The sequence below is a fragment of the [Clostridium] scindens ATCC 35704 genome (genome assembly GCF_004295125.1).
GTDB classification, from domain to species: Bacteria; Bacillota; Clostridia; order Lachnospirales; family Lachnospiraceae; genus Clostridium_AP; species Clostridium_AP scindens.
In genome coordinates this window covers 1,054,249-1,080,549 of the sequence record NZ_CP036170.1, presented here as the reverse complement: position 1 = coordinate 1,080,549, position 26,301 = coordinate 1,054,249, and the positions used below count along the sequence as shown (strand labels likewise).

Genomic DNA, 26,301 nt, shown 5'->3' with positions numbered 1-26,301 from the left:
CCATTTTATAAGGAGGTGGTCAAATGTCTGATAACTGGGTCGTACAGAATCTTGAAAATGCCCTGAACACCTGGAATGAAAAGTTAGCCGAGATATGGCAGCTCATTACCCAGTCACCGGAGCAGTTCAAAGGCGGTACGATATGGTCTGTTATCCTGGATATTCACGGCGCACTGCAGGCAATCGGACTTGCCCTGCTGGTGCTGTTTTTTGTCGTTGGTGTCATGCGCACCTGCGGCAATTTTGCAGAAGTCAAAAAGCCGGAACACGCTTTGAAGCTGTTTATTCGTTTTGCCCTTGCAAAAGGAGTCGTCACATATGGCTTAGAGCTGATGATGGCTCTCTTTAATATCGTTCAGGGTGTGGTTTCCACGATCATGAATGCCGCTGGATTTGGCTCTGCCACACAAACGGTACTGCCGCAGGAAATCGTCACAGCCGTTGAGGACTGTGGCTTTTTTGAGAGTATCCCCCTCTGGGCAGTCACATTGATCGGCGGTCTGTTCATTACGATACTGTCGTTCATTATGATTATGTCTGTCTATGGCAGATTTTTTAAACTGTATCTCTATACGGCGATTGCTCCCATCCCTCTTTCCACTTTTGCAGGGGAACCAAGTCAGAGTGTTGGCAAGAGCTTTATCAAAAGCTATGCTGCTGTCTGCCTGGAAGGTGCGATCATTGTGCTTGCCTGTATCATCTTTTCCCTGTTTGCAGCGGCTCCACCGGCAGTCAACCCGGATGCGGCAGCGGTATCTATGGTATGGAGCTACATCGGGGAACTGGTATTTAATATGCTCGTCTTAGTCGGTGCGATCAAAATGGCTGACCGTGTTGTACGGGAAATGATGGGCTTATAAAGGAGGTATCCATTTGGAAGTAAAGATCAATAAAGAAATCCGTAACTATACGGAAAGCATGTTTTTTGGACTGTCATTAAGGCAGTTCATTTTTTCTGTCCTTGCCTGCGGTGTTGCGGTAGGCTTGTATTTTCTTCTCCGCCCATACTTTGGCATGGAAACCCTTAGCTGGGTATGTATTTTAGGAGCCTTCCCCTTTGCGGCAATGGGCTTTATCAAATATAACGGCATGACCGCAGAACAGTTTGTCTGGGCATGGTTTAAATCCGAATTTCTGATGCCCAAGAAACTGATGTTCCGGCCAGACAATCTTTATTACGAAGCCATGAAGTCCAGCATCGAAGCCAGAGAAAAAGGACTTCCTGTCGTTCCCAGGAAACAGAGACGAAAAGAGCGAAAGGAGAAAAAACAGGATAAGAAGAAAACGAAAAAGAATAAAGGAGGCGCAGCATGATTAAAACACTGAGAACCCTGTTCAAGCAGGATAAGGAAAAATTTGTGGTGCCAAAGTCGGTACAGAATGTCATTCCCATTTATACCATCTGGGAAGATGGCATTTTTCTTGTGGGCAGGAATAAATACGCAAAGACCTTTAAATTTGAGGACATCAATTATGCCGTGGCCAGCCGTGAGGACAAGGAAGCCATGTTTTTGGAATACTCTGAACTGCTCAATGCATTTGACAGCGGCGCTACCACAAAGCTCACCATCAATAACCGACGTCTGAACCGGGTGGATTTTGAGCAGACCATCCTGATCCCCATGGCGGAGGACGGTCTGGATAAGTACCGTAAGGAATACAACAAGATGCTGCTGGATAAGGCAACAGGAGCAAACTCTATTGTGCAGGACAAATATGTGACCATTTCTGTATGCAAAAAGAATATCGAAGAAGCACGGAACTATTTTGCCCGTGTGGGTGCCGACCTTGTCACTCATTTTTCCCGCCTGGGCGCACGATGCGTGGAACTGGAAGCGGAAGAAAAACTCCGTATCTTCCATGACTTCTACCGTACCGGCGAAGAAACCGCCTTTACCTTCGATATGGTACAGAGTATGCGCAAAGGTCACGATTTTAAGGACTTCATCTGCCCGGACACCTTTGAGTTTGAAAAGGACTGTTTCCGTATGGGCGACCGATACGGGCGTGTGATCTTCCTTAGAGAATACGCTGCCTATATCAAAGACAGCATGGTAGCGGAGCTTTGTGAGTTGAACCGTAACATGATGCTGTCCATTGATGTTGTCCCGGTTCCCACGGATGAAGCGGTGCGGGAAGTGGAAAACAGACTGCTCGGTGTCGAAACCAATATCACGAACTGGCAGAGAAAACAGAATCAGAATAATAACTTCTCCGCAGTTGTCCCTTATGACCTTGAGCAGCAGCGCAAGGAAAGCAAGGAATTTCTGGACGACCTGACAACCCGTGACCAGAGAATGATGTTTGCGGTGCTGACACTGGTGCATACTGCTGAAACCAAAGAGCAGCTGGACAGCGACACGGAAGCCCTGCTGACCACTGCCAGAAAGCATTTGTGTCAGTTTGCGGTGCTGAAATATCAGCAGATGGACGGACTGAACACGGCGCTGCCGTTTGGTGTGCGTAAGATCGATGCCCTGCGCACACTGACAACGGAGAGCCTTGCCGTATTTATACCGTTCCGGGTGCAGGAGATCTACCACAAAGACGGTGTATATTATGGGCAGAATGTGATCAGCAAGAACATGATTATTGCCAACCGCCGCCACCTGCTCAACGGCAACTCCTTTATTCTCGGTGTGTCTGGTGCAGGTAAATCCTTTACGGCAAAAGAAGAAATGACAAATATCATCCTCACAGACCCCAATGCGGATGTCATTATTATCGATCCTGAACGGGAATATTCCCCGCTGGTCAAGGCCATGCAGGGCGAAGTCATCCATATTTCTGCGACCAGTGAAAACCACATCAATGCAATGGATATGAACTCCGATTACGGTGACGGCGCAAACCCGGTCATTCTGAAATCGGAGTTTATTTTGTCTCTCTGTGAACAGCTCATTGGCGGTGCAAGTCTGGGGGCAAAACAGAAATCCATTATTGACCGCTGTACGGCCAGTGTTTACCGACACTATCAGCAGGGCAATTATCAGGGTGTCCCGCCTACTTTACAGGACTTCCGTGAAGAACTGCTCAAACAGAATGAGCCGGAGGCGCAGGAAATCGCCCTTGCCATTGAGCTGTTTACCGATGGCAGCCTGAACACCTTTGCCAAGAACACCAATGTGGATACCCACAGCCGTCTGATCTGCTATGACATTCTGGATCTGGGCAAACAGTTACAGCCGATCGGTATGCTGGTTGTCCTGGACAGTATTCTAAACCGCATTACGCAGAACAGAGCCAAAGGCAGGAACACGTTCATTTTCATTGATGAAATCTATCTGCTGTTCCAGCATGAATACTCAGCAAATTTCCTCTTTACCCTCTGGAAGCGTGTGCGTAAATATGGTGCGTACTGTACCGGTATCACACAGAATGTGGATGATCTGCTCCAGAGCCATACCGCAAGGACAATGCTTGCCAACTCTGAATTTATCATCATGCTCAATCAGGCATCTACGGACAGAATCGAGCTTGCCAAACTTTTGAACATCTCTGACCTTCAGATGGGCTATATCACCAATGTAGGCGCAGGCCAGGGACTTTTAAAGGTAGGCAGTTCCCTTGTACCGTTTGTCAACAAATTCCCACATAACACCGAACTGTATAAACTGATGACGACCAAGTTTGGAGAGGTATAAGGAAAGTGAGAGAGGAGACAGAGTGTTTAGATCTGCGCAATCAAATTTACTGTATGGATTGTATGGAGCTGATGGCGCATATCCCAGATAACTTTGTGTCACTGATTCTGACCGATCCGCCCTATGGCATTGCATACCAGAACCATTTTGCCAGACAGCCCCATGAAATATTGGATGGGGATCAAGGGATTGATTACGAACGCTTTGCGTGGGAAAGTTACCGTATTTTGCGGGACAATTCCCACGCTTATTTTTTTACCCGGTTTGACTGCTATTCTTTTCATTACGACTGTCTGCGAAAAGCAGGATTTACGGTAAAAAACTGTCTGGTGGTGGAGAAAGGAACACTGGGCGGCATCGGTGATCTGAAAGGCAGCTATGCCAATAATTCGGAGTGGATCATTTTTTGTCAGAAAGGACGGCGATTGTTTCAGCAGACACAATTACTGGAGAACCGTAAAAAAGAAGGCACACAGTTCCATAAAGGCAGAGAACCAAGTAAGAAATACAAGACGAGGTTCCCTGCCTGCTGGTTTGGCGAGGAATATCCCAAGGCAACCTACAATGCCACATGGCAGAAGAAACATGGCATTTACCATCCAACCGTAAAAAATGTGGAGTTTTTGTCGTGGCTGATCCAGATTTCCAGTACCAGAAAGGAACTGGTCTTTGACGGTTTTATGGGGACTGGAAGCACTGCTTTGGCTGCCTTGGCAAACGGCAGGGATTATTTAGGCGCAGAGATCAATGAGGCATATTTTAAGATTACGCAAAAACGGATAAAGGAGGTATTTTCAAATGTCTAATATTCAATTTCGCTCCGCAGAGCATAGAGATTTCTTTCTGGAAAACATGAGTAAGTGCAGAGTCAACGACTGCTATCACCGGGCATTTTTCTATGTCATGGGGATTGCTTCGGAAACAAGGGCAAATATCGACCAGATGTTTGACTTTAAGAATGACTGTATCGAGCCGGACGGGATGCACGGCGGATGGCAGACCAGCGGAACTGTTAGGGTTTGTCGCCTTGCCTTTAACCTCTGGAATGGTTACACCGACATGGACAGTCCCCAGTCTTTTACACCGGAAGATCTGTTCTGTTGTGAATTTGCCCCCTACTTCATGGAGGGCATCAAGGTCAGGTATCCCGAATATTGCAGGGATCTTCCCGCACCCAGAAAACAAAACGAATTGTCACGCTAAGAAAGGAGAAACCCATGAAAAAATATCAATCTATGATCTGCCTTGCTGCCGCCGTGTGCCTTTTAGGTATGGCGGCATTTTCTGTTTATCACATCTATGATCATTACGCACAGCTGGACGAGCAGACCGAAGTATTTGATGAGATTGCAGAAGTGGTGGCACAGGCTCCCGATGAAGAACCGGTTCCTGATGATGTTCCCGTCAGCGAGGGTGAAGATGTCCTGTCCAAATATAAGGAGCTGTATTTGCAGAATGAAGATATGGTGGGCTGGATTTCCATTTCCGGCACATCCATTAACTACCCTGTTATGCAGACAAAGGATGAACCGAATTATTATCTTAAACACAATTTTGAGAAGCAGTACAGTGATTTAGGTACTCCGTATATTCAGGAAAACTGTGACCTGCTTACCAGTGATAATCTAATCATTTACGGACACCACATCAGCGGCAACCGCATGTTTGGAGCTTTGGAGGATTATAAATCCAAAAGCTTTTATGAGGAACACAAAACCATTCAGTTTGATACCCTGACAGAACAGGCAGAGTATGAGATCGTTGCTGTATTTAAGACAGTCGCTTACAGCTCCAGCGGCTACCGCTATTATGATTTTGTAGATGCCAAGAATGAGGAAGAATTTAATGCCTATATCCAAACGTGTAAAGAGCTTGCCCTGTATGATACGGATGTTACCGCAGACTATGGCGACAGGCTGATTACCCTTTCTACCTGTGAATATTCGGCCACAAATGGAAGGCTTGTCGTGGTAGCAAAAAAGACTGCATGAGGAAAGTACAGCTTCTAAGAAAGGAGGGCTTCTATGGCTGATATTAAAACCAGGGATGCAGTCAAAGGCACGATTAAGACCATAGATAAAGCCGCCGTTGCTTCAGAGCGTATGAAAGCTGCCTATGCAAAGACAAAGGAGAAAGCGGAAGAAGGGTATTATGCCAACGAAGGCTCTGCTACGGAATATGCTGCGGATAAGATCTCCCATGCTTCTGACCGGGTAAAAGATGAGGGTATCCACCAGTTCAATAAGCAAGGGCAAAAAGGCGTTAAGACTACCAAAGAAACTGTCGTTAAGGCAAAGGACAAAATGGCTGATTTTAAGCAGAAGCGGGCTGCCAAAGCTGCTGAGCATAGGTCAGCAAGGAATGTGTCTGGACAGAACGGCTTGCAGATCCATCGTGGAACTGCAGGCCGTTCTCCTGTTTCGGATGCTTCTGTCCAGACCATAAAAACATCAACAGATACCAAAAGAACGATTAAGCAGTCTGCCAGAAGCGCAGGAAAAACCGTCAAGGCAGCGGCAAAAGGCTCTGTAAAAACAACCGAAAGAAGCGTAAAAACAGCACAGGTGACTTCCAAAGCGGCCATTAAGACCACACAGCAGGCTACCAAAACCGCACAGGCAGCGGCAAAGGCTTCTGCCAAAACCGCACAGAAAGCAGCGCAGGCGGCAAGAGCATCCGCAAAGGCATCTGCAGCGGCGGCTAAAACAACCGTCAAAGCCACCATAGCGGCTGTCAAAGCGATCATTGCAGGAACAAAAGCATTGATAGCAGCGATTGTTGCAGGCGGCTGGATCGCAATAGTGATTATTTTGATCGTGGTATTGCTTGGTTGTGCGATCTCCCTGTTTGGCGGCGGCAGTGAAAGCACTTCCTATACTCCGGTCAGTGCCGAGGTAGAAGCCTATGAACCGCTGATCCAAAAATATGCAAAGCAGCATGGGATTCCTGAATATGTGGAACTTATCAAGGCGGTCATGATGCAGGAGTCTGGAGGACAGGGAAACGATCCCATGCAGGCGTCGGAATGTGGATATAACACACAGTACCCGAATACCCCCAATGGCATTACAGACCCGGAATATTCCATCAATGTCGGTATCCAGAATTTAGCTGCCTGCCTGAATGCCGCACAAGTGGAAAACCCCATTGACATGGATCGGATCAAACTGGCCCTGCAGGGATATAACTTTGGAAATGGCTATATTTCCTGGGCGCAGACCAATTACGGCGGCTACACTTATGCCAATGCGGTTGAGTTTTCCACAATTCAGGCAGAGCGATTGGGATGGGACAGCTATGGTGATACCCAGTATGTTTCTCATGTACTGCGCTATTATCCTTTCGGGCGGGCATTTACCAGTGGCGGTAATCAGGCAATCGTAGAAGTTGCCCTGACGCAGCTTGGCAATGAGGGCGGACAGCCCTACTGGTCATGGTATGGTTTCAGCAGCCGGGAAGAATGGTGTGCCTGCTTTGTTTCATGGTGTGCGGAGCAGTGCGGTTATATCGAAGGTGGCTTTATCCCGAAGTTTGCAGGATGCGTCAGCGGTGCAAACTGGTTTAAAGAACGGAACCAATGGCAGGACAGAAACTATGAGCCTACTGCGGGGGACATTATTTTCTTCGATTGGGAAGGCGATGGTTTAACCGACCATGTAGGTATTGTAGAGAAATGCGAAAACGGAGTTGTCTACACCGTAGAAGGAAATTCCGGTGATGCGGTAAAACAGAGACAATATACGATTGGAAGCAGCTCTATTTATGGATATGGTGTTCCAGCCTACTAAAAATCAGCAAAAGAAAACCAGAGGATTTTATTCCTCTGGCTCTTTTGCCATACATAACCCGTTCACAGTTGCTTCTATGACGGACAGTTCTCTATCATTGAGTTTGTCGAGCTGTGCGTCTAAGCGTCTGCGGACAGAACTTTTCTTAACTTCTTTTTCAGGAAATATGTATTCATCAACAGACACATCGAACATGGTAATTAGCTGAATAAACAGCTCAATACTGGGATGCTGTCCCTCGTTCTCAATGGACTGAATGTGTCGTGGAGCATACCCAATGATCCCGGCAAGCTGCTCCCTGGTCATTCCTCTGGCTTCACGGGCTTTTTTGATCGCCTGTCCAATGGGCATAAAATCAAAGTCAAAATCGTTGTTTCTTTCGTCCATAAGCTCACCACCTTGTAGCAATATAATGTTACTTTTCTATTTTACAGAGGTCAGAGTTCTTATGAAACGATGTGAAATTTCTCCTTATAAGAGATTATACATCTTATTAGAAGAAATATAAATTCGCATAATTGAATGAATATTATTCATTGACATTTCAAAAAATGGTGTTATACTGATAGATGGAAAGGAGGTCAATGCCATGAATACTATAAAAGAAAACTCAAAGGCAGCCTTTAACCAGCAAGCTGCTACCTATGACAACGATATTAAGGGCCGACACGCCCGCTCCCTTTATCCTGTCCTATTGGAAAAGCTGTCGCACATTCCATTCCAATCTGCCCTTGATTTAGGGTGCGGAACTGGCGAGATGTTAAAACTTATTTTGCAAGAAGATATTGGCAAAGAATTATACGGAATTGACTTGTCAGAACAAATGCTTCATGTTGCAAAGTCAAAGCTACCGGAGCAAGTGAAATTGTTGTTGGGTGACAGTGAGGCACTCCCTTTCCCGGACAATACTTTTGATGTCGTGTATTGCAATGATTCGTTTCACCATTATCCAGAGCCGATGAATGTCCTAAGAGAAGTACACCGGGTATTGAAACCCGGCGGCACATTCCTGATGGGAGATTGTTGGCAGCCGCTTGTAGGGCGCATTATTATGAATTTCTATATGCGTCACAGCAAAGAGGGGGATGTTAAGATTTACTCTGAAGCAGAAATTGTTTCTATGCTTTCAGAATATTTTCGTAATGTATCGTGGGAGCAGATTGGAAATACTGCGTGTATTGCTATGGGCAAAAAATGATTGATATTCACTCATTGTTTTTTTCGTATGGGGGTGATATGATAAAAAAGGAGGCTTAAAATTATGCGAGTTACAAAAGAGCCGGAAGTACGCAAGCAGGAAATTTTAGATACTGCCCTCAAATTGTTTGGGGAAAACGGCTATGAAAAAACCTCGATTACAGATATAGCAAAAGCAATCGGTGTGGCACAAGGTTTGTGCTATCGCTATTTCCCGTCCAAAGAGGTTTTATTTGACAGTGCGATTGAACAATATGCCGATGTGTTGGTAGAGCAATTCACAGATGCCGAAAAAGACGATCACAAAACCTTACGTCAGATTATTGAAGAAATGCCTGCCACTATGGAAAAACAGGATACAAAATATTATTCTGTTTTTCACGGAACGGAGAACAGAAAATTTCACGATCAGCTTGCCCTTAAGGTATGCGAGAAGTTGGTACCGCTTGTAGAAAAACTGCTGCAACGTGCCAAACAAAAAGGCGAAATTCAGTTTGATGATTTACAGGCCGCCGCGACATTTTGCGTATATGGGCAACTTGGTATTCTACTGACAGACGACCTTACACAAGAAGATAAATCCAAACGGATTCGTGAATTTCTCATATTTGCACTTCACCTTTGAGATGATCCCCCGTTTTGGGACGGGGGATTTTCAAAAAGCAAAAAATGAATAACATTCATTCAATATAATATACCGTGAGAAGCGGGATTTATTTTTGATTTCTATATGAATGTTATTCATTCATTATACATGGAAAGGATGAACGATTTATGCCAACGAAAATTGATTTTATAGGTGGTAACACAAAGCGTTGCCTTATGGCAATGGCGCTCCCGATGATTGCCGCCATGTTCCTTAATATGATGTATAACCTTGTAGACAGTCTGTGGATTGGAAATCTGCTCGGTAAAACGGCTTATGCCGCTTTAACAAATTCTACTCCCATCATTTTAATTTTGACTTCTGTTGCCATGGGAGCAACAAACGGTGTGTCTATTTTGATCTCACAAGCCATTGGTGCAAAGGATAAGAAAAAGACCGAAAGTTTGATAGCTACATCGTTCTGCGTAGCAGTGGCATTTTCCCTGCTTGTCACCATTTTGCTTGAAATCTTTCTTCCGGGAATTTTGAAAGCCTTGAACACTCCTGCTGAAACTTATGATATGGCATATAGCTATTTGGCAATTTATATCCTTGGCTATCTGGCAGTTTACCTCTACCTGTATTTCACTGCGGTTTTGCGTAGCTTTGGTAATTCTATGTTTCAGGCTGTTGCGATGCTGGTATCAACCATTTTGAACGCAATTCTCGATCCCATTTTTATTCATTTCATCGGGTTTCATGGTGCCGCGATTGCAACATTGCTTTCACAGATGATTTGCCTGCTGTTTATGCTAATCTATCTGAAAAAGAAAAAGTTATTTACATTCAAAATCTCTGCTTTTAATTGTAATGATGTTCTGCTGCTGATTCAAAAAGCAATTCCCTCTGTAATTCAGCAAAGCATTCCAGCAATCAGCACAACTTCCCTTACAGCACTCGTCAGTACATATAGTGTAACGGCAATCGCAGCTTATGGGGTAACGGGAAAACTGGAAACCATCCTGTTCTATCCGGCTATGGCTCTGAACATGGTTTTAACCACCATCATCGGCCAATGTGCTGGTGGAGCGCGATATGATCGAGCAAAAGACTATTTGAAATGCGCTTTGGGATATGGGTGTGGACTGCTTGTGATCCTCTCTGTTCTGGTAGTTGGATTTTCAAAACAGCTTTCCGGCCTGTTCGTCAGAAGCAGCGATGTTGCGGTTATTGTCGGTACATATTTTCTGATTGTCAGCATCGGCTATGTTCTTAACACAGTCACAAACTGCTATTTGGGTGCGCTTAACGGCATGGGAAAGCCGTCAAAAAGCATGTTCTTGATGATTTTCTATTATATTGTAGTTCGGATACCTTTGGCCTATTTGCTATCTTATTTGGGATTTGGTCTAAACGGGATTTGGGTTGCGGTACTGGTTAGTCATATAGTAGCCAGTCTTGCAGCTGCTATAACAGGGACAGTTTTTGTAAGGAAGAAAGGAAACATTAAAGCGTAACGACTTTTTTTGCAAAGCCCATCATGCGCCATACAGTGGCTATTCTACGAGATGGTAGATTTCTCACAATGGATGAAGATCACTTTCTCCATTTGACCGATGTAGGCTGCGAGGTTGCTGAAAAGATTTATGAGCGCCATTGCTTCTTTATGGAACAGCTTATCGCAGCTGGCGTTGATCCTGAAACTGCAGAGGTCGATGCCTGCCGGATAGAACATGTAATCAGTAATGAAAGCTTTGAACGGTTGAAAAAGCCGCTTTTAGAAATCAGGAAAATGAGATTTCTGCCCTGTCAAAAGCGATAAAGAATAAGTCCACCGAATAAAAAAAACGGTGTTTCGGTGGGCGACTTCATCATGCCTTATTACACATCTTCCCTCTGAACCCGTTTTGGGTTTGGAGGGATTTTCTTGTGCTGGTCTGCTTCTACCGCCCCGCTGCTTATCCGAAGCAGCGACTATCTACACAGCTTCGATTATAAATGAGGATAATTTATTAAAAAAAGCTTCTGCTGTCATTGGTATTCTCACACCTCAAATGTAGAAGCCTTGTTTCTGCAATATAGCTCTTATTTTTCCTATTGCCGCAAAGGTTTAACAGCCTTTGCGGTTTTTTGTTTGTCGATATTTGTCGGGAAAAGGGATAAGCCATCTTCCGGTATCGGCTGCCGTTCTCCGCCCTTTCCAATCTGAATGTTCAAACAAATCAGATTGGAGGTAAGGAAAATGGCATATAACCATGGAAAAGCAGAGCGCAAATGGAAGCTCTGGAAAGAGAAAGAAGAAAAGATTTTAAGAGACAGCGGTGCTTCTGAAGATATGATTGAAGAAATCCGTCTCTATGACCGTCAAGCATTTAATTCAGACAGACGATATTATGAGCGTGTTCAGGAAACAGGTACATACCTTGATACTGTTGCAGCATCCACAGATCAGCCGGAACCGAAAACAGTACAGGATTTCTTGGATCATATTGAGAATCAGGAATTGTATCATGTACTGATTACAGTGGACAGGCTTACCCTTCAGATCGTTCTGATGAAGATCCAGGGGTACAGCACCCATGAAATTGCCAGGTATCTGAAGATTACCGAAAAGGCAGTTTACAGGCGTATGGACAGGCTGAAAGAAAAAGTGGAGAAGATCTTTGAATAATTCATGATAATCACAAAGCAGGGTGTGAGAACAAACTCCGCCCTGCTTATCATTTATTAGAAATTTTCAAACGTAGTATTAGGAAGAATGTAGGTACTTTTTAAGCCATTATTTCTGTGCCATTTTACGATATTCCCCCGGTAACAGCCCTGTACTTTTACGGAATAATTCTGCAAATCGGCTTGAAGTGGAATACCCGACGGTTTGAGCAACCTGCCCTATTGTCAATTCTGTGTATGCTAACAGATATTCTGCCTGACTCATACGCCGCTGCTGAACATACTCTGTGATGGTGCAATCGTAGTATTTCCTAAAACAACTTTTCAACTTCGTTGTCCCCATGCAGGCAATCTGCGTTAGCCGCTCCAGAGGAATATCAGAAGCATAGTGGTCGCTAAGATATGCGGCAACCGTCTGGATACTTTCTATATCCTGCCGGGAGAGCTTATTGGTAGGTTTATCAGGATGTCTTTTCTGATATTCAACTACCATTGAAACAGCTTCTGCGACTTTGCCCTCATAAAAAAGTTTTGCAGCAAGCCCTTCCCCGCGATAGTCCTTAATCTCCGTGAGTAACTGTGACATTTCTGGAAAATCCGAGGTTTGATCGATTTTGCGAAAAGCGTCAACTGGATTGATCTGTGCCTCCGGGTACAGCTTTTTCAAATAATCCTCATAATACGCCGGTGCGATTTCAATTCCAATGGAACGAATTGGAATGTTTTTATGTATTAAAGCCTTGTATGGGGCGTAGTCTCCGATAAATGTTTTAATACACCCGGCAGACAGTCTGCGGTATGGAGATAATTCCTCCCCAGAGATAGAGTCATACCGAGTGATACTCAAACATTCCGGCAAAGAACATTCCAACATGAAATCTTCGTGGAAGAAAAAATTATGGATTTTAATATCAAATAGGTTTTTTTGTCCATAAGTCCAGTATGTGCCTTCTCCGATTTCGGGAGAAAGTTTCCAGCACACACCTAATGCCCCGTATTGTTGGTTGTTTGGGTCACGGATAAAACCGTGTTCAATCAGCAGAGGTGTATAAAATTGGTCTATAATTTCAGACATAAAAACAGACTGCCTCCTTTTTGCAACGATTGGACGAACTTTTGAAAGGAACAGACGAATATCGCCGGACCCTATTGAATGTTATTCGGCACAAGAGTACTGTATTAGATGATGGTTAGTTATAACTAACCAAAGAATATCACAAACTGCTTGTCGAGTCAAGACAACGAAAGGTAGGAGGATCAAAATGAGTAATCAAACAAATTCTATGAACAAGGGTCTGACCGTGAAAGACCTGGTAACAACAGGTATTTTTACTGCGCTGGTATTCGTTTTCATCTTAGTGGGTGGTATCCTTTTTGCGCCTAACCCCGTGCTTACATTTTTCATGCCAGCCGGGAGCGGCCTGCTTACTGGGCCAGTCTTTTTATTGATGATCGCAAAGGTTCAGAAACGGTGGAGCCTTTCTATCATGGGTGTTGTAATCTGCATTATCTGGTTCGTGACCGGTATGCACTGGGCTTTTGCGTTGGGCTATCTGATTATGGCGATTGTCGCTGACTTTGTTTCCGGTGCGGGCCAGTACAAAAGCAAGAAGCTGAACAGTCTTGCATACATCCTGTTTTCTCTCGGCGGTACTGGATCGTATATCGTTTTCTTTGCCGATCCCAACGGCTGGGCGCAGACTATGCTGGGTAATGGAACCGAGCAGAGCTATATCGACACTATGCAGGCAACCGCTAACACCGGCATCCTTGTTGCCATGTTTGCCGCCGCTATCGTTACATCTGCGATCAGCGCCTTTGTAGGCTGCAAAATGCTGAAAAAACAGTTTGAAAAGGCTGGTATCACGGCATGAGCGGTGAACGCCATAAGAAAGGGATTTGGCTCGATCCACGAGCAAAACTTTTTCTCATTCTTGTGTGTGTTTTATCTTCCATGTTCGCCCCTTCGCTTGCCTATCAATTTTCTCTTGTTGTGCTGATTGCGGTATTAGGGGCCTTCTTTGGAAAATGGAAATATGTCATTAAGGCAGTATGCTTTTATGCGGTTATCTGCGCCCTGACAGTTTGGATTATGGCAGAATTGACTGGCACGCTACGAACAATGTTCATCGCCTTTTTAGGTTTGTTCCATAAAGTCTATGCGTGCGGGACTCTGGCCGGAATTGTTCTGACTACCACAAAAGTTAATGAGTTTCTGTCAGCGATGAACCGTGTCCATGCGCCGAAAAAGTTAGTCATTCCCCTGGCAGTCATGCTGCGGTATATTCCAACCATTCAAGAGGACTGGCGTTACATCAAGGATGCTATGCAGATGAGAGATGTTTCACCTTCTCTGGCAGGCTTCCTGGCGCATCCGGGCATGACAGTTGAGTGTATCTATGTGCCTTTGATGATGGCGGCTTCAAAAGCGGCGGATGAACTTTCCATCGCCTCTGTCACTCGTGGAATTGAAAATCCCCATCCCCGCACCTGTCTTATCCAGATAAAATGCGGAGCTGCTGATTGGGGAGTTATGGCTGTTGCCGTAGCTTTTCTGATTTTTGAATTGTGTGTGGGGGGAGGTGTGATTGGTTGATCGAGTTTGAAAATGTATCGTTTTCCTACACGGGGCAGGAACATGACGGGCTGCATGAAATTAATCTGAAAATTTCGGAAGGAGAATGTGTCCTGTTTTGTGGCCGCAGCGGGTGCGGAAAGACAACGATCACAAGGCTGGTAAATGGATTGATCCCTCAGTTTTACCAAGGAGAATTCCATGGCCGTGTGCTGGTAGACGGTCATGAAATCAGCAGCCTCCCCATGTACCAAATTGCTGCTAAGGTCGGCTCCGTTTTCCAAAATCCACGGACACAGTTTTTCAATGTGGACACAGACAGCGAGATTGCCTTTGGCATTGAGAACGAGACCCGTCCTCCACAAGAGCTGATAAAGCGAGTAAAAGAGGCAGCCGAAGATCTGCGTATTCAAAAACTGCGGAACAGGAACATTTTTGAGCTGTCCGGCGGTGAAAAGCAGAAAATCGCCTTTGCTTCTGTTTATGCCATGAACCCGCAGATTTATTTGCTGGATGAACCGTCCTCCAATCTGGATATGACTTCCATTCAGGAGTTGAGGGAACATTTGCGGCTGATAAAAAAACAAGGAAAAACGGTTTTGATAGCGGAACACCGGCTGTACTACCTGATGGAACTGGCCGACAGGATTGTTTATCTGGAAAAAGGAGAAATCAAAGGGATTTATACTCCGGAGAAATTTCGACAGCTATCGGAACAAGAGCGTGAACACATGGGCCTGCGGGCAGTCAATCTGTGGGCGGTGTTTCCACCCAAAACCCACTTGCTTGCCACTACCCCGGTATTGGAACTGCGGAATGTGACGCTCCGTTACAAGAAGCGAACCATTTTGCATGATATTGGCCTATCCGCAGGAAAGGGTGAAGTTATTGGCGTGGTCGGCCATAACGGAGCCGGAAAGACTACATTTTCCCGCGCCCTCTGCGGGCTTCATAAAGACTTCGAGGGGCAATTCCTGTGGGAAGGCAAGCCGATGGAGCGCAAGGCAAGGCTGAAACGCTCTTATATGGTTATGCAGGATGTAAATTATGAGCTTTTTGCTGATAGTGTAGAGGCAGAGTGTTCCTTTGGCATCCGCAATCCAGATCAAACGCTGGTAAATGCGACTTTGGAGGAATTGGGGCTTAGCCCACACCGAAAACGCCATCCAAACACACTTTCCGGCGGCCAAAAACAACGGGTGGCGGTAGCCGTCAGTATGGTTTGTGGGAAAGACCTGTTGGTATTCGATGAACCGACCAGCGGCCTGGATTTTGACAGCATGACGCAGGTAGCAGGGCTGATCCGCCGGTTGTCCGATATGGGAAAGATTATTTTCGTTGTCACCCATGATTTTGAATTTGTCTGCCGCACCTGCTCCCGTGTTTTGCATTTTGACGAGGGCGAAATGCCCGATGATGTACCAGTTACAATGGATGCCCTCCCGAAATTGAGAGAGCTGTTCTCTGTTTCAGATGGAAAGGAGAGGTAGTCTATGAAGCAGAAAAAGGAAAATAGAGTAGCATTGCTGCTCCATTGGGCTGGAGTCCAGAAGTTCTGGCTGTTTCTGGCAATCCTGCTGTCCATGTGCAGCGGCCTTTGTATTATTGTTCCGTATATTGGGATTTACAGGCTGATGGACGCCACAATCAACAATGCCTGCACAAAAGAACTTGTGGTGCAGACTGTGGCAATGATTGCCGCTGCTGTCACCCTGCGTTTTGCACTGTTTGGCTGTTCCGGTGTGGCAGCTCATAAAGGCGCATACGGCGCACTGTTCAAAGTGCGCTGTATGGTGGCGGAACACATGGCGAGAGCGCCTTTGGGTGCCTTGAATGAACGGCGCACAGGAGATATTAAAACGGTTCTGAATGAAGATATTGAAAAGTTGGAGCTGTTCCTGGCCCATAACCTTCCAGACCTTGTTTGCTATCTGGTCGGGCCGGTTGTTATTTTTATTTATCTGGTAACAGTCAATGTTCCGCTGGCTTTGATCTCCCTTGTTCCGCTGGTTTTGGCCGTACTGGTAATGGGGATGATGTTCCGCAACACAGATGCTCTAATGGAACGAGCCAACCGCTCCATTACTACATTGAACTCCGTTATGATTGAATATATCAGCGGAATGAAACTGATTAAAGCCTATAACATGGGGAGCAAGTCATTCCAGAAGTTTTCGGGTGCGATCCAAGAGGAAAATGCCATGTGGAATGAAACCTCACGGCGTATGGGGCCACCGTATGCAGCGTTTGTCGTTATTATTGAGTGTGGAATGTTGCTGATGGTTCCGATAGGCGGAATGTTTTTCTTGAAAGGCACACTGGCAGCCAGTGCGTTCCTACTGTTTGTTTATGTCGGCTCTATGTATCTGACAGAAATCCGACCTTTGCAGGAATTAGGAACAAATTTCGCAAATGTACTGAACGCTGTTACTAAGACTAAAGAAATACTGGATATTCCAATCTATGAAGGTGGAACAGACTTTCCTCAAAATCACGATATTGAGCTTAGGAATGTTTGGTTTTCCTATGACGGCAAGACCGATGTACTGCAAGGCGTCAATCTCAAAATCAATGACGGGGAACGCATGGCGCTTGTAGGACAATCTGGTGCTGGTAAAAGCACAGTGATTGAACTGATCTCCCGGTTCTATGATGTGCAGGAAGGCGAGGTGCTTATTGGCGGAAAAAATGTCAAGGAGCTTGACTACGATACCATTCTGAAAAATGTAGCCATTGTGTTCCAAAAGACTTTTCTCACCCGTGACAGTGTGCTGGAAAACATCCGTATGGGTAGCAACGCTACTTTGGAAGAAGTGCGGGCAGCCGCAAAAGAGGCACAGATTGATGATTTCATCATGTCTTTGCCAGATGGATATGATACGAAGGTAGGCAGTTTCGGTTCCCGTTTCTCCGGCGGTGAAAAACAGCGGATTGCGATTGCAAGGGCTATTTTGAAAAATGCCCCTATCTTAATCTTAGATGAAGCTACAAGCGCCTCTGACCCGGAAAATCAGATGGAGATTGATAAGGCCATTCAAAATCTATGCAAGGGCAAAACGGTCATTGTGGTAGCACACCGTTTGAGTGCCTTGAAAATGTGCAACCGGGTGGCTGTGGTGGAAAATCATACGATTACCAGTGTTGGCACCCATGTGGAAGTCAGAAAGAACAACGCCTATTACCGAAAAGCGTGGGAGGACTACGAAACAGCCCGGAATATTACTTATCAGTTGGAAGGAGGCGAGCCGCATGAGTGAGCATGATGTATTGAAGAAGAACCGCAATTTCTATGTTGGCGTTGTCGGAACTGTTCTGGAAGGGCTTCTCTCCGGCAGCTTGTTCATGCTGCTTTACTCTGTTATGCAGTTTTTGTGGTCGGGGCAATTTGACATGAACCGTGTCCTGGTTCTGACCAGCATAATTGCGTTGGTTTTTCTTTTCCGTATCCTGATTTACAGCTACGGCTATACCAAAGCGCAGATTGGCGGCGCAGAGGTCAGCAAGAATATCCGGCTTTTTATGGGCGACCATTTGAAGTGCATTCCGCTTTCCCAGTTTACCCAAGGACAGACCGGCGATTACATTAACACTATCACAAGCGATGTAAACAACTATGAAAAAATCCTAACCCATAAGATTGGGGATTTGGCAAAGAGTTTTTCGCTGTCATTGATGCTGATCGTCTTTGTTATGACCATCTATGTTCCGGCTGGGATTATCCTGCTGATTGCCGACCTTCTCTTAATCCCTGGCTTGTGGCTTTCTTTCCGCATGGTGCGGAAATATGGAAAAGAAAAGAACGATATATGCGCGGAAAATGTCAGCAGCATTGTGGAGTATGTTTCTGGCATTCAGACCTTCCGGGCCTATGGCATAGGCGGTATGAAGAATAAAACCGTTATCAACGCCATGCAGGAGTTCTGCCGGATCAGTTTTGTATATGAAGCAAAGGTGCTGCCTATCGGAGCTGGATTTGGTATTTTGAGTTGGTTGTCCTGCCCACTGGTTATCTGGACGGCTTATGCGCCCTGGGCTGACGGGACATTGAACACGGTAGACTTCCTTTTGATCTGTATGCTGCCCCTGTTCTGTGCAAAACTGGCGAACTCGATTTTTGTAGACCTCACCAGCTATAAGAACCTGATGATTTCCAAAAACAAAATCCTGGGTGTGATGAACGAACCAGAGGAAACCGGCAGTATGGAACCGCTTCAAACAGTTACCCATGAAATCACCTTCGACAATGTGAACTTTTCGTATGTTCCCGGCGAGCCAGTGCTGAAACACGCGACCTTCTCAGTCCCCGACCAAAAGCTGACTGCCATTGTCGGGGACTCCGGCTCCGGCAAATCTACGATTTTGAACCTGATTGCAAAATACTATGAGGCAAATGGAGGAACCATTTCAATCGGCGGCAAACCGATCAACCATGTAGCCGCAGAGCGTGTGTTGGAACAAATCTCTATGGTAGATCAAGATGTATTTCTCTTTGACGATACCATCCGGGACAATATCCGGCACGCCCGTCCCAATGCCACGGACGAGGAAATCGAGGCCGTCTGCCGGGAGGCAAACTGTGACGGTTTTATTCGCAAGCTGGAAAGGGGATACGATACGCCAACCGGTGAGAACGGAAACCTTCTTTCTGGTGGTGAGCGTCAGCGAATTTCAATAGCCCGTGCTATCTTGAAAAACAGCCCGATCCTGCTTTTGGATGAAGCAACAGCGTCCCTTGACATTGAGAACGAGCTGGCAGTAAAGCAGGCCATCGCTAATCTGCTGAAAAAGAAAAAGACTGTGGTAATGATTGCTCATACCCTTTCCATCGTCAAAAACGCAGATCAAATTCTTGTGGTATCTGAAGGAAAAATTGCTGAAGCTGGTACTCACGACGAATTACTGGCTAAAGGCGGGAAATATACTGCTATGTGGAACGCGGAGCAAAAATTATCAGTTTGATGGGAGGTCTTAATGAAACTTCATGCGTCTGGGGAGGACTATCTGGAAACCATCCTTGTTCTCCATAAGAAACTTGGCATGGTACGCTCCGTAGATGTTGCCCGGCACATGGGAGTGTCAAAACCGAGCGTTTGTGTGGCGGTCAACACCCTGAAAGACGGCGGATTTCTTACGATGGAAGAAGATCACCTTCTCCATTTGACCGATGTGGGCCGGGAGGTTGCCGAAAAGATTTATGAACGTCATTGCTTCTTTACGGAACAGCTTATCGCAGCAGGTGTTGATCCTGAAACTGCAGAAGTCGATGCCTGCCGGATAGAACATGTAATCAGTAATGAAAGTTTTGAACGGTTGAAAGAAGCCGCCTTTAGAAATCAGAAAAACGAGATTTCTGCCCTGTCAAAAGCGATAAAGGATAAGCCCGCCGAATAAAAAAAACGGTGTTTCGGTGGGCGGATTCATCATGCCTGATTACACATCTTCCCTCTGAACCCGTTTTGGGTTTGGAGGGATTTTTTACTTTATAGGAAAGTTCTCCTTTCGGAGAACTTGGGGACTAAAATAGCCCGCTCAAAAGCGGGCATAGTGAATCAGACGGTTTGGATTAAAAGATGTAAAAGCCCTCTTCACCAAAATCGTCATCATCAAGGTTATCAAATTCATGTAAGAAATAATCCATATCCAGAAGTTCGTCGTCACTCATGTCATGGACTTCTTTAGAAGTCATACCTTCTGGTGGATTTTTAATGTACTGTTCCCTTAGTTCCTTTGCGAGTTCTGCTTCTGTTATACGTTTCATAGTGTGGCCTCCGTTCTTAAGATATATTGAGTTTATCATGAGAAAAGAGGTTTTGGAAGATATGAAAACGAGGCAGGCGAACGACATCTATGTTTTTGCATAGCCTTTTCGTATAATTCATGCAAAGGAACAGGATTATGATTAAAATATAGTTCTAAAAATAGCATGGTTTTTCCACAGTTCGGACATTTTAAAGGATCGTAACCAAAAGAATGTAAGATTGAATCACGCCACCTATTGAGTGAAAGAAAAAAGTTATGTTTTTCTCTGGAAATGGCTTTTCGTAAAAAATTGTCAGAATTACGGTGACGAGCGTAAATACCATAATAGCGAATCATTTTAAAATGTTTTTCAGGGATGTGTTGTGTTAAGCGGTCAATGAATTCCAAAACAGGAACAGTTTCTGTAATAAGTTTATTGTCTTCATGACGGTTGTAATGGAAGGTGACAAAATCACCATCGTAAGAATCAATGCGAGAAGTAGCAATAACAGGTCTGCCAAGATAACGACCGATATATTTGATAACCTGAGAAGGATTACACTTGTTAGGCATGGCGCGAACATAAAAACCATTTTTATCTTTTGCATAGATAGCAGATTTTACTTTTTTGAAAGCTGGACCTATTTTTTGATGGAGTTCATTTAAAAGAGCAGTTTGGAACGCATCACGTAAAAAATGATAGTTAAAATGTTTGAAGTGTCGCCAGGAAAGAGTATTACCAACACCACCTTCAGAAACAAGGCAGTGAATGTGAGGATTCCATTTTAAATCTCTGCCAAAGGTATGAAGGACGCAAATAAATCCAGGAGTAAATAATTCAGATTTATTTTCTTTATGGAACATACGAGAAATCACGCTGTTGACTGCCGAAAAAAGGCAGTTAAGAAGAGAACGGTCTTTAAGAAAAAAAGGCCGCAAAGAATCATCAATGGTAAAAACACAATGCCGATGTTGTACATCAATAATCTTAAAAGACATAGCAGTAGTTCTGTCAATGGAATACATGTTACCACAAGTTGGACAGAAGCGAGAATGACAACGAAAAGCAGTAAATTTGAAATTACCACAATTGGGACAAATATACATGGCGCCACCATAAGATGGATCGCCACAATGAATCATTTTTTCTACATTCTCAACAATAGCATCACGAGGATGTTGAAGATAAATCATTTCTTCATAATGTTCGATAAAAATTTTTTGTAAGATATTCATAAGACCATTATGAAGCAAAATGAAGCAAAAAGAAACCCCTATCCCTCATGATTGAGGGGCAGGGGAGTTGAAGTGTCGAAGACACTATTTTTATGTGCTGGTCTGCTTCAGCTGCCCCGCTGCTTATCCAAAGCAGCAATTACCTACATAATTTCATACAGGAATGAGGATAGCCTCTCAAAAAAATCTTCTGCTGTTGGTGGCACTCTCACGCCCCTAATGTAGAAGTTTTAGTTCTACAACATAGCTCTTATTTTTCTCACTGCCGCAAAGGTTTAACAGCCTTTGCGGTTTTTTGTTTGTCGATATTTGTCGGGAAAAAGGACAAGCCTTCTTCTGGTATCGGCTGCCGTTCTCCGCCCTTTCCAATCTGAATGTTCAAACAAATCAGATTGGAGGTAGGAAAATGGCATATAACCATGGAAAAACAGAGCGCAAATGGAAGCTCTGGAAAGAGAAAGAAGAAAAGATTTTAAGAGACAGCGGTGTTTCTGAAGATACGATTGAAGCAATCCGTCTTTATGACCGTCAGGCATTTAATTCAGACAGACGCTATTATGAGCGTGTGCAGGAAACAGGTACATACCTTGATACCGTAGCAGCATCCACAGATCAGCCGGAACCGAAAACAGTACAGGATTTTTTGGATCATATTGAGAATCAGGAATTGTATCATGTACTGATCACAGTGGACAGGCTTACCCTTCAGATTGTTCTGATGAAGATCCAGGGGTATAGCACCCATGAAATCGCCAGGTATCTGCAGATTACCGAAAAGGCGGTTTACAGACGTATGGACAGGCTGAAAGAAAAGGTAAAAAAGATCTTTGAATAATTTATGATAATCACAAAGCAGGGTGTGAGAACAATCTCCCCCCTGCTTTGTGATTTGAAATATAATAATTCGGTACCATCATTAGTTATGTAGTTGATAATTATTAGACAAATTTAAAGAAATATTTGTATCTTGATTTTATAACATTGTTCGGTCGGGAGTAACTAACCCCATATGGCTGGGAACTCCCGACGCTAATATAATTCAATATAAATGGCAGCGCCCGCCGGTCGTCAGAAATGATCGATGGGCGCTATTTCGTGTTGATTATTTCAGATCTGTTTCAAGATATTGGCTATAGGTATAGATATTATCAGCTCCAACCAGTTTAGTAAGAAAAGCTCTGAACACTGTATCTACTGGAACCGACACAAAGAAAAACAATCTCTTTTTGGGTCTTGAGCAACACACATAAAATAGATTTCTGTTTCTTTCATAAGAAGCTTGCTTTCCTTCGGGAACATCAGAGTGTCCTGTTATCATCGGTGCATAGGTTTCAAACTGATATAGATTCCACCCTTTGCTGATAACAAAGACAACATTGTCATATTCTTCGCCTTTAACGCCATGTTCAGTGGAAAACATAGCATCAGGAAACAAAAAATCGATTGCTGCGGTAAATTGAAGGTAGTCCAATTCTAAAAATGACTGAATTGAAGCTTTAGAAACATACACGGTGTCTGGTGCTTTCTGATATAGATGATACCATCCGTCCAGTTTTGGGGGAATAGGAATCAATTTGGTCCGCTTGATTAACTCAAATACATCAATTGCTCTTTTGGTGCGAGCATCTTCCAGCTGTTGCTGTAGCTCTTTCCACTTGACTTTTTCGGATTTTTTCTTAATGGGAAAGCGTTTAATTCCGAGTGTATCAAAAAGCAACTGCATATTTGAATCTTTAAGTGCTTTATAAATTGGCTCAACAGTATCCATAAAAAACAGCAGGAACGGATCTTCTTTATCTCTCAGCCCGTCAGCTAAAATTTCTAAAAGTTGTTCGTACCCTTGCTGCGTAGCGAGGACTTTATGCGTTATCATTAGAACTTTTAGATCATCCTCTTCGGATGATTCACGCTTGATCTTCTCTGTGACATTACTTAGACGAATCTTTAATTCTTGTGCAGGTAATTCGCCTTTTAGATTACGTTCTGTCCGGCGAGGGCCAGTGTAATCGTCACAGGTAATTACAATCACTTCTCCGTCAAAATTATCTATTGCAGATGTTTGGGGTAAGTCAGGCCGCAAATCATTTAGAAGCTGAACAATCCGTGGTGCAGATCTGAAATTTGAGCCTTTCTTGATAATTGCGAGGTTCTCGTTTTCAATTAGACCACAAGCCTTGTTGGATTGATAAATGGTTTGCCAGGCATCACCAAAAAAACCGAATTGAGGGCCTTTTTTCTCTGCGATAAAGAAGTTAATAAAGCGATCAATGATTGGTTTATAGGAATCTTGATACTCATCAATTAAAATTAAAGGATACTTGCCTGCAAATACATGCCGGAATTTTGCATTATCTAAAAGCAGACAAAAGAGCTTTAGAACGTCATCGTGGTATAAATATTGAATTCCATTTTCCTTGTAACGGTGCCCCAAGGTATATGTAACTTCTGTGACCTTGAAAAAATCTCCTTCATCTGGCAAGAAGTCAGGATCGCTTGTGACAATATCAATGAGAAAGCTTTGATACTGTTTGATAGCGTTCCATGCAAAGGAGTGGATTGTCGATGGAAGAATAAATGAATCTTTTGATAGTCGTTCAGCAATGACATCCACTGCAGCATTAGTATATGTGATGCAAACTACAGTTTGTTTCTTTCGGCGATACTCCGTCCACTTGTTTGCCTGAATCCATTCAATGGCTTTGTTTAGCGAATATGTCTTACCTGAGCCTGCACCAGCCTCCACACGGAAGCTAATCCCATCCTGAAGTGCGGAAATGATTTGTTCATCTACTTTATCGGCTTCAGCTTTTGCAAGGTCGTAGTTTGTCCTTTTGTGTTCTTCACTCACGAACTTACACCTCCTTACTCAAGCACCCGTTGGTCATTGAGCCACACCAGCCCATCTTTAATATAGGCTGGAATAGCATAATCCTCACATTCACAAATGAGATTAAGAGCAAAATCTGTTTTACTCTTCCCCGAAAACTCAAGATCGTTTTCAGTAGGAGTATCTCCTAATTCATAATGTGCACGGTTGACATTCCGAATTGCTTCTTCCAAAGAATGTCCGCACAACCCGTTCTCTGTTGTTTGGAATTCAATGTGACATTTGCATCGAGTTTTATCAGCAGGAGACATCGATGTAATATCAGTTAGAGCGATTTGAGTATTATCATCCTCTGAAAGTCCTTTGTTCTTCCGGACCCACCATTTTAGAGTTTCATTAGATGTTGTTTCACCGCATGAAACTGGAACGGAATTATAATATATTCTCCCGTTCGCGCCTTTTTGGCCAGATACAGAATCCAAATCAGTAAGAATCAGGCATGGAATTCCCAAGAACTCAGCGAACGGAATAAATTTATAGGCATAAGCACCACCAATTTCAACCAAGGCATAATACTGAGCAGGTAGTTTATATTCTCGAGAATCAAAGTCCCCCGCCTTAGCGCATTTATCGATCATGTCGGGCAATAACAAACGTTCTGACGCCCCTTCAATAAAGATTGCTTTATCAGCAAAAAATAAATCGCATTTGGTTAGAGTAAGATACTTTCGGATGAAATCGGTGTTGGAAGGATTTTCCTGAGCAAACGTATTTAGGTTCTTATAGATAACACCGGCCTTTGTTTTTTGCGCATATCGAATTTTAGAGAAAACCATTGTGTTCGCAATATGAGCAGAATGCGAAGTTAAAAAAGTTTGAATTCCTACAGAAGTAATTTTCGCAAGAAACGCTTCTAAGTACTCTGCAAAGGCGTGTTGCATCTGCGGATGCATATGGGACTCTGGTTCTTCGATAAAAAGCAACGGTATACAGGCGTCCCCACATTTTTCTACCTTTTTGGCGAATGCTGCAAGAAGAAATTCCATTTTGATTAGGTTTTTATATCCCAAACCATTATAGGTACTGGGGAGTCGCTCTTTGCTTGTTCCAGCAGTATAAGAAAGTTGTGTTTGATTCTTTATCTGGTCATCAATGCTTAGTTGGGTTGTAACTCCTAACTGTAGTTCTTCACCATTGGGATAACCAAACCCAACTGCGCTGCTGACCAGAGCACTTAGGATGCTATCGCTTTGCTGTTGAACATTTTTGTTAGCGTTTTCAACAATAGCTCGAAGTTCCTTGACTTTTTCAGCAACACTTGGATCTAATTCATCTTCACTCATGTCAAAGAAATCAGAGATAAGCGAAGACAAAGAATTGTCTTGGGTTCCGTCCTCACCAAGGCAGCGCTCTGCCTGGATAATGTGAAACGGAAATAAATCGGCCAGCTCTGCCTGCTTTTTACTCTGCTTTTCATCTGGTTTTTGGGGATTTATTGCATAAATCGTCATTTCAAAAAGCTTGTGGAAATTGCTTATAATAGCATTATGGACATCATCAGCAGGAGAAAAGTTCCCATTTTCATAATAGTTTGGCTCTAAAATTTTCCAAATACCTTTCTCGTCTGCTTTCAATTTGTATTCGGCACGAATCAATGCTGTAGTGGTATCGATATCTACATCAATGATAAACGGAGACAATGCACCTAAGTTATCCTCCGGGTCATCTAGGGAATAGTCTACAAGGAACTCTATAGATATTGGTTCCAGCCGTTCACAGAGTTCTTCAAAAGCAATTTCCTTTGCCATGAACGAAGTAATATTAGCATATAGATTTTCTCTTTTTGACAACGGGTAATCATTGAAAGAAAACGGAGTTCCATCCAATACTTTACCGATGCACTCGAAGCACGAGGTTTTGGCAGTATTATTGCGTCCCACAATTAAGGTTGTTTTCGAATCAACTTCCAATTCAGCATCAATAAGCAATCTGTAGTTTTTTATTTTTATCTTTGATAATCGCATGCCAATTTCCTTTCT

General features: G+C 44.0%; 24 protein-coding genes and 1 pseudogene. 19 read left to right on the top strand and 6 right to left on the bottom strand.

Annotation, left to right across the window (positions count from 1 at the left end; translation table 11 throughout):
- Positions 1 to 23 precede the first annotated feature (23 nt).
- From HDCHBGLK_RS05540 to HDCHBGLK_RS05510, 7 genes are read left to right on the top strand one after another with little or no spacing between them, the layout of a single operon-like run.
- Positions 24 to 860, top strand: a complete 837-nt coding sequence (locus HDCHBGLK_RS05540) for a hypothetical protein (protein ID WP_004607546.1) — start codon at positions 24 to 26, stop codon at positions 858 to 860.
- Between the two features lie 13 nt (positions 861 to 873).
- The gene (locus HDCHBGLK_RS05535) at positions 874 to 1,314 is read left to right on the top strand and encodes a PrgI family protein (protein WP_004607547.1); all 441 of its coding nucleotides are present in this window, start codon (positions 874 to 876) and stop codon (positions 1,312 to 1,314) included.
- Complete coding sequence (locus HDCHBGLK_RS05530) at positions 1,311 to 3,644, top strand: VirB4-like conjugal transfer ATPase, CD1110 family (protein WP_004607548.1); 2,334 nt, start codon at positions 1,311 to 1,313, stop codon at positions 3,642 to 3,644. The genes HDCHBGLK_RS05535 and HDCHBGLK_RS05530 overlap by 4 nt, the downstream gene beginning before the upstream one ends.
- Positions 3,645 to 3,649: 5 nt before the next feature.
- Entirely contained in the window at positions 3,650 to 4,450 is an 801-nt protein-coding gene (locus HDCHBGLK_RS05525; protein WP_130574562.1) for a DNA-methyltransferase, read from the top strand.
- A complete protein-coding gene (locus HDCHBGLK_RS05520; protein WP_004607550.1) occupies positions 4,443 to 4,847 on the top strand; it encodes a DUF6075 family protein in 405 nt (134 codons plus the stop codon). The genes HDCHBGLK_RS05525 and HDCHBGLK_RS05520 overlap by 8 nt, the downstream gene beginning before the upstream one ends.
- 14 nt (positions 4,848 to 4,861) lie before the next feature.
- The gene (gene srtB, locus HDCHBGLK_RS05515; RefSeq protein WP_004607551.1) at positions 4,862 to 5,635 is read left to right on the top strand and encodes a class B sortase; all 774 of its coding nucleotides are present in this window, start codon (positions 4,862 to 4,864) and stop codon (positions 5,633 to 5,635) included.
- Between the two features lie 33 nt (positions 5,636 to 5,668).
- The gene (locus HDCHBGLK_RS05510) at positions 5,669 to 7,432 is read left to right on the top strand and encodes a lysozyme family protein (RefSeq protein WP_004607552.1); all 1,764 of its coding nucleotides are present in this window, start codon (positions 5,669 to 5,671) and stop codon (positions 7,430 to 7,432) included.
- 27 nt (positions 7,433 to 7,459) lie between these two features.
- Here HDCHBGLK_RS05510 and HDCHBGLK_RS05505 read toward each other — a convergent pair whose 3' ends face one another.
- The gene (locus HDCHBGLK_RS05505) at positions 7,460 to 7,819 is read right to left on the bottom strand and encodes a helix-turn-helix transcriptional regulator (protein WP_004607553.1); all 360 of its coding nucleotides are present in this window, start codon (positions 7,817 to 7,819) and stop codon (positions 7,460 to 7,462) included.
- A gap of 202 nt (positions 7,820 to 8,021) precedes the next feature.
- On the opposite strand from HDCHBGLK_RS05505, the gene HDCHBGLK_RS05500 reads away from it, so the two are divergent.
- The 5 genes and pseudogenes from HDCHBGLK_RS05500 (at position 8,022) to HDCHBGLK_RS05480 (ending at position 11,886) form a co-directional block, all read left to right on the top strand.
- Positions 8,022 to 8,630, top strand: coding sequence for a class I SAM-dependent methyltransferase (locus HDCHBGLK_RS05500; RefSeq protein WP_004607554.1), 609 nt, complete (start codon positions 8,022 to 8,024; stop codon positions 8,628 to 8,630).
- 63 nt (positions 8,631 to 8,693) lie between these two features.
- Positions 8,694 to 9,254, top strand: coding sequence for a TetR/AcrR family transcriptional regulator (locus HDCHBGLK_RS05495; RefSeq protein ID WP_004607556.1), 561 nt, complete (start codon positions 8,694 to 8,696; stop codon positions 9,252 to 9,254).
- 149 nt (positions 9,255 to 9,403) lie between these two features.
- On the top strand, positions 9,404 to 10,732 hold the full coding sequence (locus HDCHBGLK_RS05490; protein WP_004607557.1) for an MATE family efflux transporter: 1,329 nt from the start codon (positions 9,404 to 9,406) through the stop codon (positions 10,730 to 10,732).
- Between the two features lie 11 nt (positions 10,733 to 10,743).
- Positions 10,744 to 11,037, top strand: a pseudogene (locus HDCHBGLK_RS05485) (metal-dependent transcriptional regulator); the annotation flags it as partial.
- A gap of 420 nt (positions 11,038 to 11,457) precedes the next feature.
- Positions 11,458 to 11,886 (top strand): ECF-type sigma factor, encoded by a 429-nt coding sequence (locus HDCHBGLK_RS05480; RefSeq protein WP_039909818.1) that lies wholly within the window; start codon positions 11,458 to 11,460, stop codon positions 11,884 to 11,886.
- A gap of 108 nt (positions 11,887 to 11,994) precedes the next feature.
- Here the strand turns inward: HDCHBGLK_RS05480 and HDCHBGLK_RS05475 are convergent, their stop codons facing one another.
- Entirely contained in the window at positions 11,995 to 12,960 is a 966-nt protein-coding gene (locus HDCHBGLK_RS05475; protein WP_004607561.1) for a helix-turn-helix transcriptional regulator, read from the bottom strand.
- Between the two features lie 187 nt (positions 12,961 to 13,147).
- Here HDCHBGLK_RS05475 and HDCHBGLK_RS05470 point away from each other — a divergent pair, with 187 nt between their 5' ends.
- From HDCHBGLK_RS05470 to HDCHBGLK_RS05445, 6 genes are read left to right on the top strand one after another with little or no spacing between them, the layout of a single operon-like run.
- On the top strand, positions 13,148 to 13,759 hold the full coding sequence (locus HDCHBGLK_RS05470; RefSeq protein WP_039909819.1) for an MptD family putative ECF transporter S component: 612 nt from the start codon (positions 13,148 to 13,150) through the stop codon (positions 13,757 to 13,759).
- Entirely contained in the window at positions 13,756 to 14,481 is a 726-nt protein-coding gene (locus HDCHBGLK_RS05465) for an energy-coupling factor transporter transmembrane component T (RefSeq protein WP_004607563.1), read from the top strand. The genes HDCHBGLK_RS05470 and HDCHBGLK_RS05465 overlap by 4 nt, the downstream gene beginning before the upstream one ends.
- A complete protein-coding gene (locus HDCHBGLK_RS05460) occupies positions 14,478 to 15,950 on the top strand; it encodes an ABC transporter ATP-binding protein (protein WP_004607564.1) in 1,473 nt (490 codons plus the stop codon). The genes HDCHBGLK_RS05465 and HDCHBGLK_RS05460 overlap by 4 nt, the downstream gene beginning before the upstream one ends.
- Before the next feature lie 3 nt (positions 15,951 to 15,953).
- Positions 15,954 to 17,717, top strand: coding sequence for an ABC transporter ATP-binding protein (locus HDCHBGLK_RS05455; RefSeq protein WP_004607565.1), 1,764 nt, complete (start codon positions 15,954 to 15,956; stop codon positions 17,715 to 17,717).
- Positions 17,710 to 19,419 carry an ABC transporter ATP-binding protein gene (locus HDCHBGLK_RS05450; protein WP_004607566.1) on the top strand — a complete coding sequence of 570 codons (1,710 nt, stop codon included), beginning with the start codon at positions 17,710 to 17,712 and terminating at the stop codon, positions 19,417 to 19,419. Before HDCHBGLK_RS05455 ends, HDCHBGLK_RS05450 begins: the two co-directional genes overlap by 8 nt.
- A 12-nt stretch (positions 19,420 to 19,431) precedes the next feature.
- Positions 19,432 to 19,851, top strand: coding sequence for a metal-dependent transcriptional regulator (locus tag HDCHBGLK_RS05445; protein WP_004607567.1), 420 nt, complete (start codon positions 19,432 to 19,434; stop codon positions 19,849 to 19,851).
- Positions 19,852 to 20,023: 172 nt separating this feature from the next.
- On the opposite strand, the gene HDCHBGLK_RS05440 is transcribed toward HDCHBGLK_RS05445, so the two are convergent.
- Together HDCHBGLK_RS05440 and HDCHBGLK_RS05435 are read right to left on the bottom strand one after the other, a co-directional pair.
- Positions 20,024 to 20,218 (bottom strand): hypothetical protein, encoded by a 195-nt coding sequence (locus HDCHBGLK_RS05440; RefSeq protein WP_004607984.1) that lies wholly within the window; start codon positions 20,216 to 20,218, stop codon positions 20,024 to 20,026.
- A gap of 35 nt (positions 20,219 to 20,253) precedes the next feature.
- The gene (locus HDCHBGLK_RS05435) at positions 20,254 to 21,435 is read right to left on the bottom strand and encodes an IS91 family transposase (protein WP_039909242.1); all 1,182 of its coding nucleotides are present in this window, start codon (positions 21,433 to 21,435) and stop codon (positions 20,254 to 20,256) included.
- A 406-nt stretch (positions 21,436 to 21,841) separates the two neighbouring features.
- On the opposite strand from HDCHBGLK_RS05435, the gene HDCHBGLK_RS05430 reads away from it, so the two are divergent.
- On the top strand, positions 21,842 to 22,270 hold the full coding sequence (locus HDCHBGLK_RS05430; protein ID WP_039909820.1) for an ECF-type sigma factor: 429 nt from the start codon (positions 21,842 to 21,844) through the stop codon (positions 22,268 to 22,270).
- Between the two features lie 267 nt (positions 22,271 to 22,537).
- Here the strand turns inward: HDCHBGLK_RS05430 and HDCHBGLK_RS05425 are convergent, their stop codons facing one another.
- Together HDCHBGLK_RS05425 and HDCHBGLK_RS05420 are read right to left on the bottom strand one after the other, a co-directional pair.
- Positions 22,538 to 24,283 (bottom strand): UvrD-helicase domain-containing protein, encoded by a 1,746-nt coding sequence (locus HDCHBGLK_RS05425; protein ID WP_004607569.1) that lies wholly within the window; start codon positions 24,281 to 24,283, stop codon positions 22,538 to 22,540.
- Positions 24,284 to 24,297: 14 nt separating this feature from the next.
- On the bottom strand, positions 24,298 to 26,286 hold the full coding sequence (locus HDCHBGLK_RS05420; protein WP_039909821.1) for an ATP-dependent nuclease: 1,989 nt from the start codon (positions 26,284 to 26,286) through the stop codon (positions 24,298 to 24,300).
- Positions 26,287 to 26,301 lie beyond the last annotated feature (15 nt).

What these genes read in the sequence shown, in the direction of transcription:
- HDCHBGLK_RS05450 (WP_004607566.1), top strand. Translation starts at nt 17,710, where the DNA reads ATGAGTGAGCATGATGTATTGAAGAAGAACCGCAATTTCTATGTTGGC.
- HDCHBGLK_RS05510 (WP_004607552.1), top strand. Translation starts at nt 5,669, where the DNA reads ATGGCTGATATTAAAACCAGGGATGCAGTCAAAGGCACGATTAAGACC.
- HDCHBGLK_RS05470 (WP_039909819.1), top strand. Translation starts at nt 13,148, where the DNA reads ATGAGTAATCAAACAAATTCTATGAACAAGGGTCTGACCGTGAAAGAC.
- HDCHBGLK_RS05480 (WP_039909818.1), top strand. Translation starts at nt 11,458, where the DNA reads ATGGCATATAACCATGGAAAAGCAGAGCGCAAATGGAAGCTCTGGAAA.
- HDCHBGLK_RS05455 (WP_004607565.1), top strand. Translation starts at nt 15,954, where the DNA reads ATGAAGCAGAAAAAGGAAAATAGAGTAGCATTGCTGCTCCATTGGGCT.
- HDCHBGLK_RS05475 (WP_004607561.1), bottom strand. Translation starts at nt 12,960, where the DNA reads ATGTCTGAAATTATAGACCAATTTTATACACCTCTGCTGATTGAACAC.
- HDCHBGLK_RS05495 (WP_004607556.1), top strand. Translation starts at nt 8,694, where the DNA reads ATGCGAGTTACAAAAGAGCCGGAAGTACGCAAGCAGGAAATTTTAGAT.
- HDCHBGLK_RS05505 (WP_004607553.1), bottom strand. Translation starts at nt 7,819, where the DNA reads ATGGACGAAAGAAACAACGATTTTGACTTTGATTTTATGCCCATTGGA.
- HDCHBGLK_RS05420 (WP_039909821.1), bottom strand. Translation starts at nt 26,286, where the DNA reads ATGCGATTATCAAAGATAAAAATAAAAAACTACAGATTGCTTATTGAT.
- srtB (WP_004607551.1), top strand. Translation starts at nt 4,862, where the DNA reads ATGAAAAAATATCAATCTATGATCTGCCTTGCTGCCGCCGTGTGCCTT.
- HDCHBGLK_RS05430 (WP_039909820.1), top strand. Translation starts at nt 21,842, where the DNA reads ATGGCATATAACCATGGAAAAACAGAGCGCAAATGGAAGCTCTGGAAA.
- HDCHBGLK_RS05500 (WP_004607554.1), top strand. Translation starts at nt 8,022, where the DNA reads ATGAATACTATAAAAGAAAACTCAAAGGCAGCCTTTAACCAGCAAGCT.
- HDCHBGLK_RS05445 (WP_004607567.1), top strand. Translation starts at nt 19,432, where the DNA reads ATGAAACTTCATGCGTCTGGGGAGGACTATCTGGAAACCATCCTTGTT.
- HDCHBGLK_RS05530 (WP_004607548.1), top strand. Translation starts at nt 1,311, where the DNA reads ATGATTAAAACACTGAGAACCCTGTTCAAGCAGGATAAGGAAAAATTT.
- HDCHBGLK_RS05435 (WP_039909242.1), bottom strand. Translation starts at nt 21,435, where the DNA reads ATGAATATCTTACAAAAAATTTTTATCGAACATTATGAAGAAATGATT.
- HDCHBGLK_RS05540 (WP_004607546.1), top strand. Translation starts at nt 24, where the DNA reads ATGTCTGATAACTGGGTCGTACAGAATCTTGAAAATGCCCTGAACACC.
- HDCHBGLK_RS05520 (WP_004607550.1), top strand. Translation starts at nt 4,443, where the DNA reads ATGTCTAATATTCAATTTCGCTCCGCAGAGCATAGAGATTTCTTTCTG.
- HDCHBGLK_RS05440 (WP_004607984.1), bottom strand. Translation starts at nt 20,218, where the DNA reads ATGAAACGTATAACAGAAGCAGAACTCGCAAAGGAACTAAGGGAACAG.
- HDCHBGLK_RS05490 (WP_004607557.1), top strand. Translation starts at nt 9,404, where the DNA reads ATGCCAACGAAAATTGATTTTATAGGTGGTAACACAAAGCGTTGCCTT.
- HDCHBGLK_RS05465 (WP_004607563.1), top strand. Translation starts at nt 13,756, where the DNA reads ATGAGCGGTGAACGCCATAAGAAAGGGATTTGGCTCGATCCACGAGCA.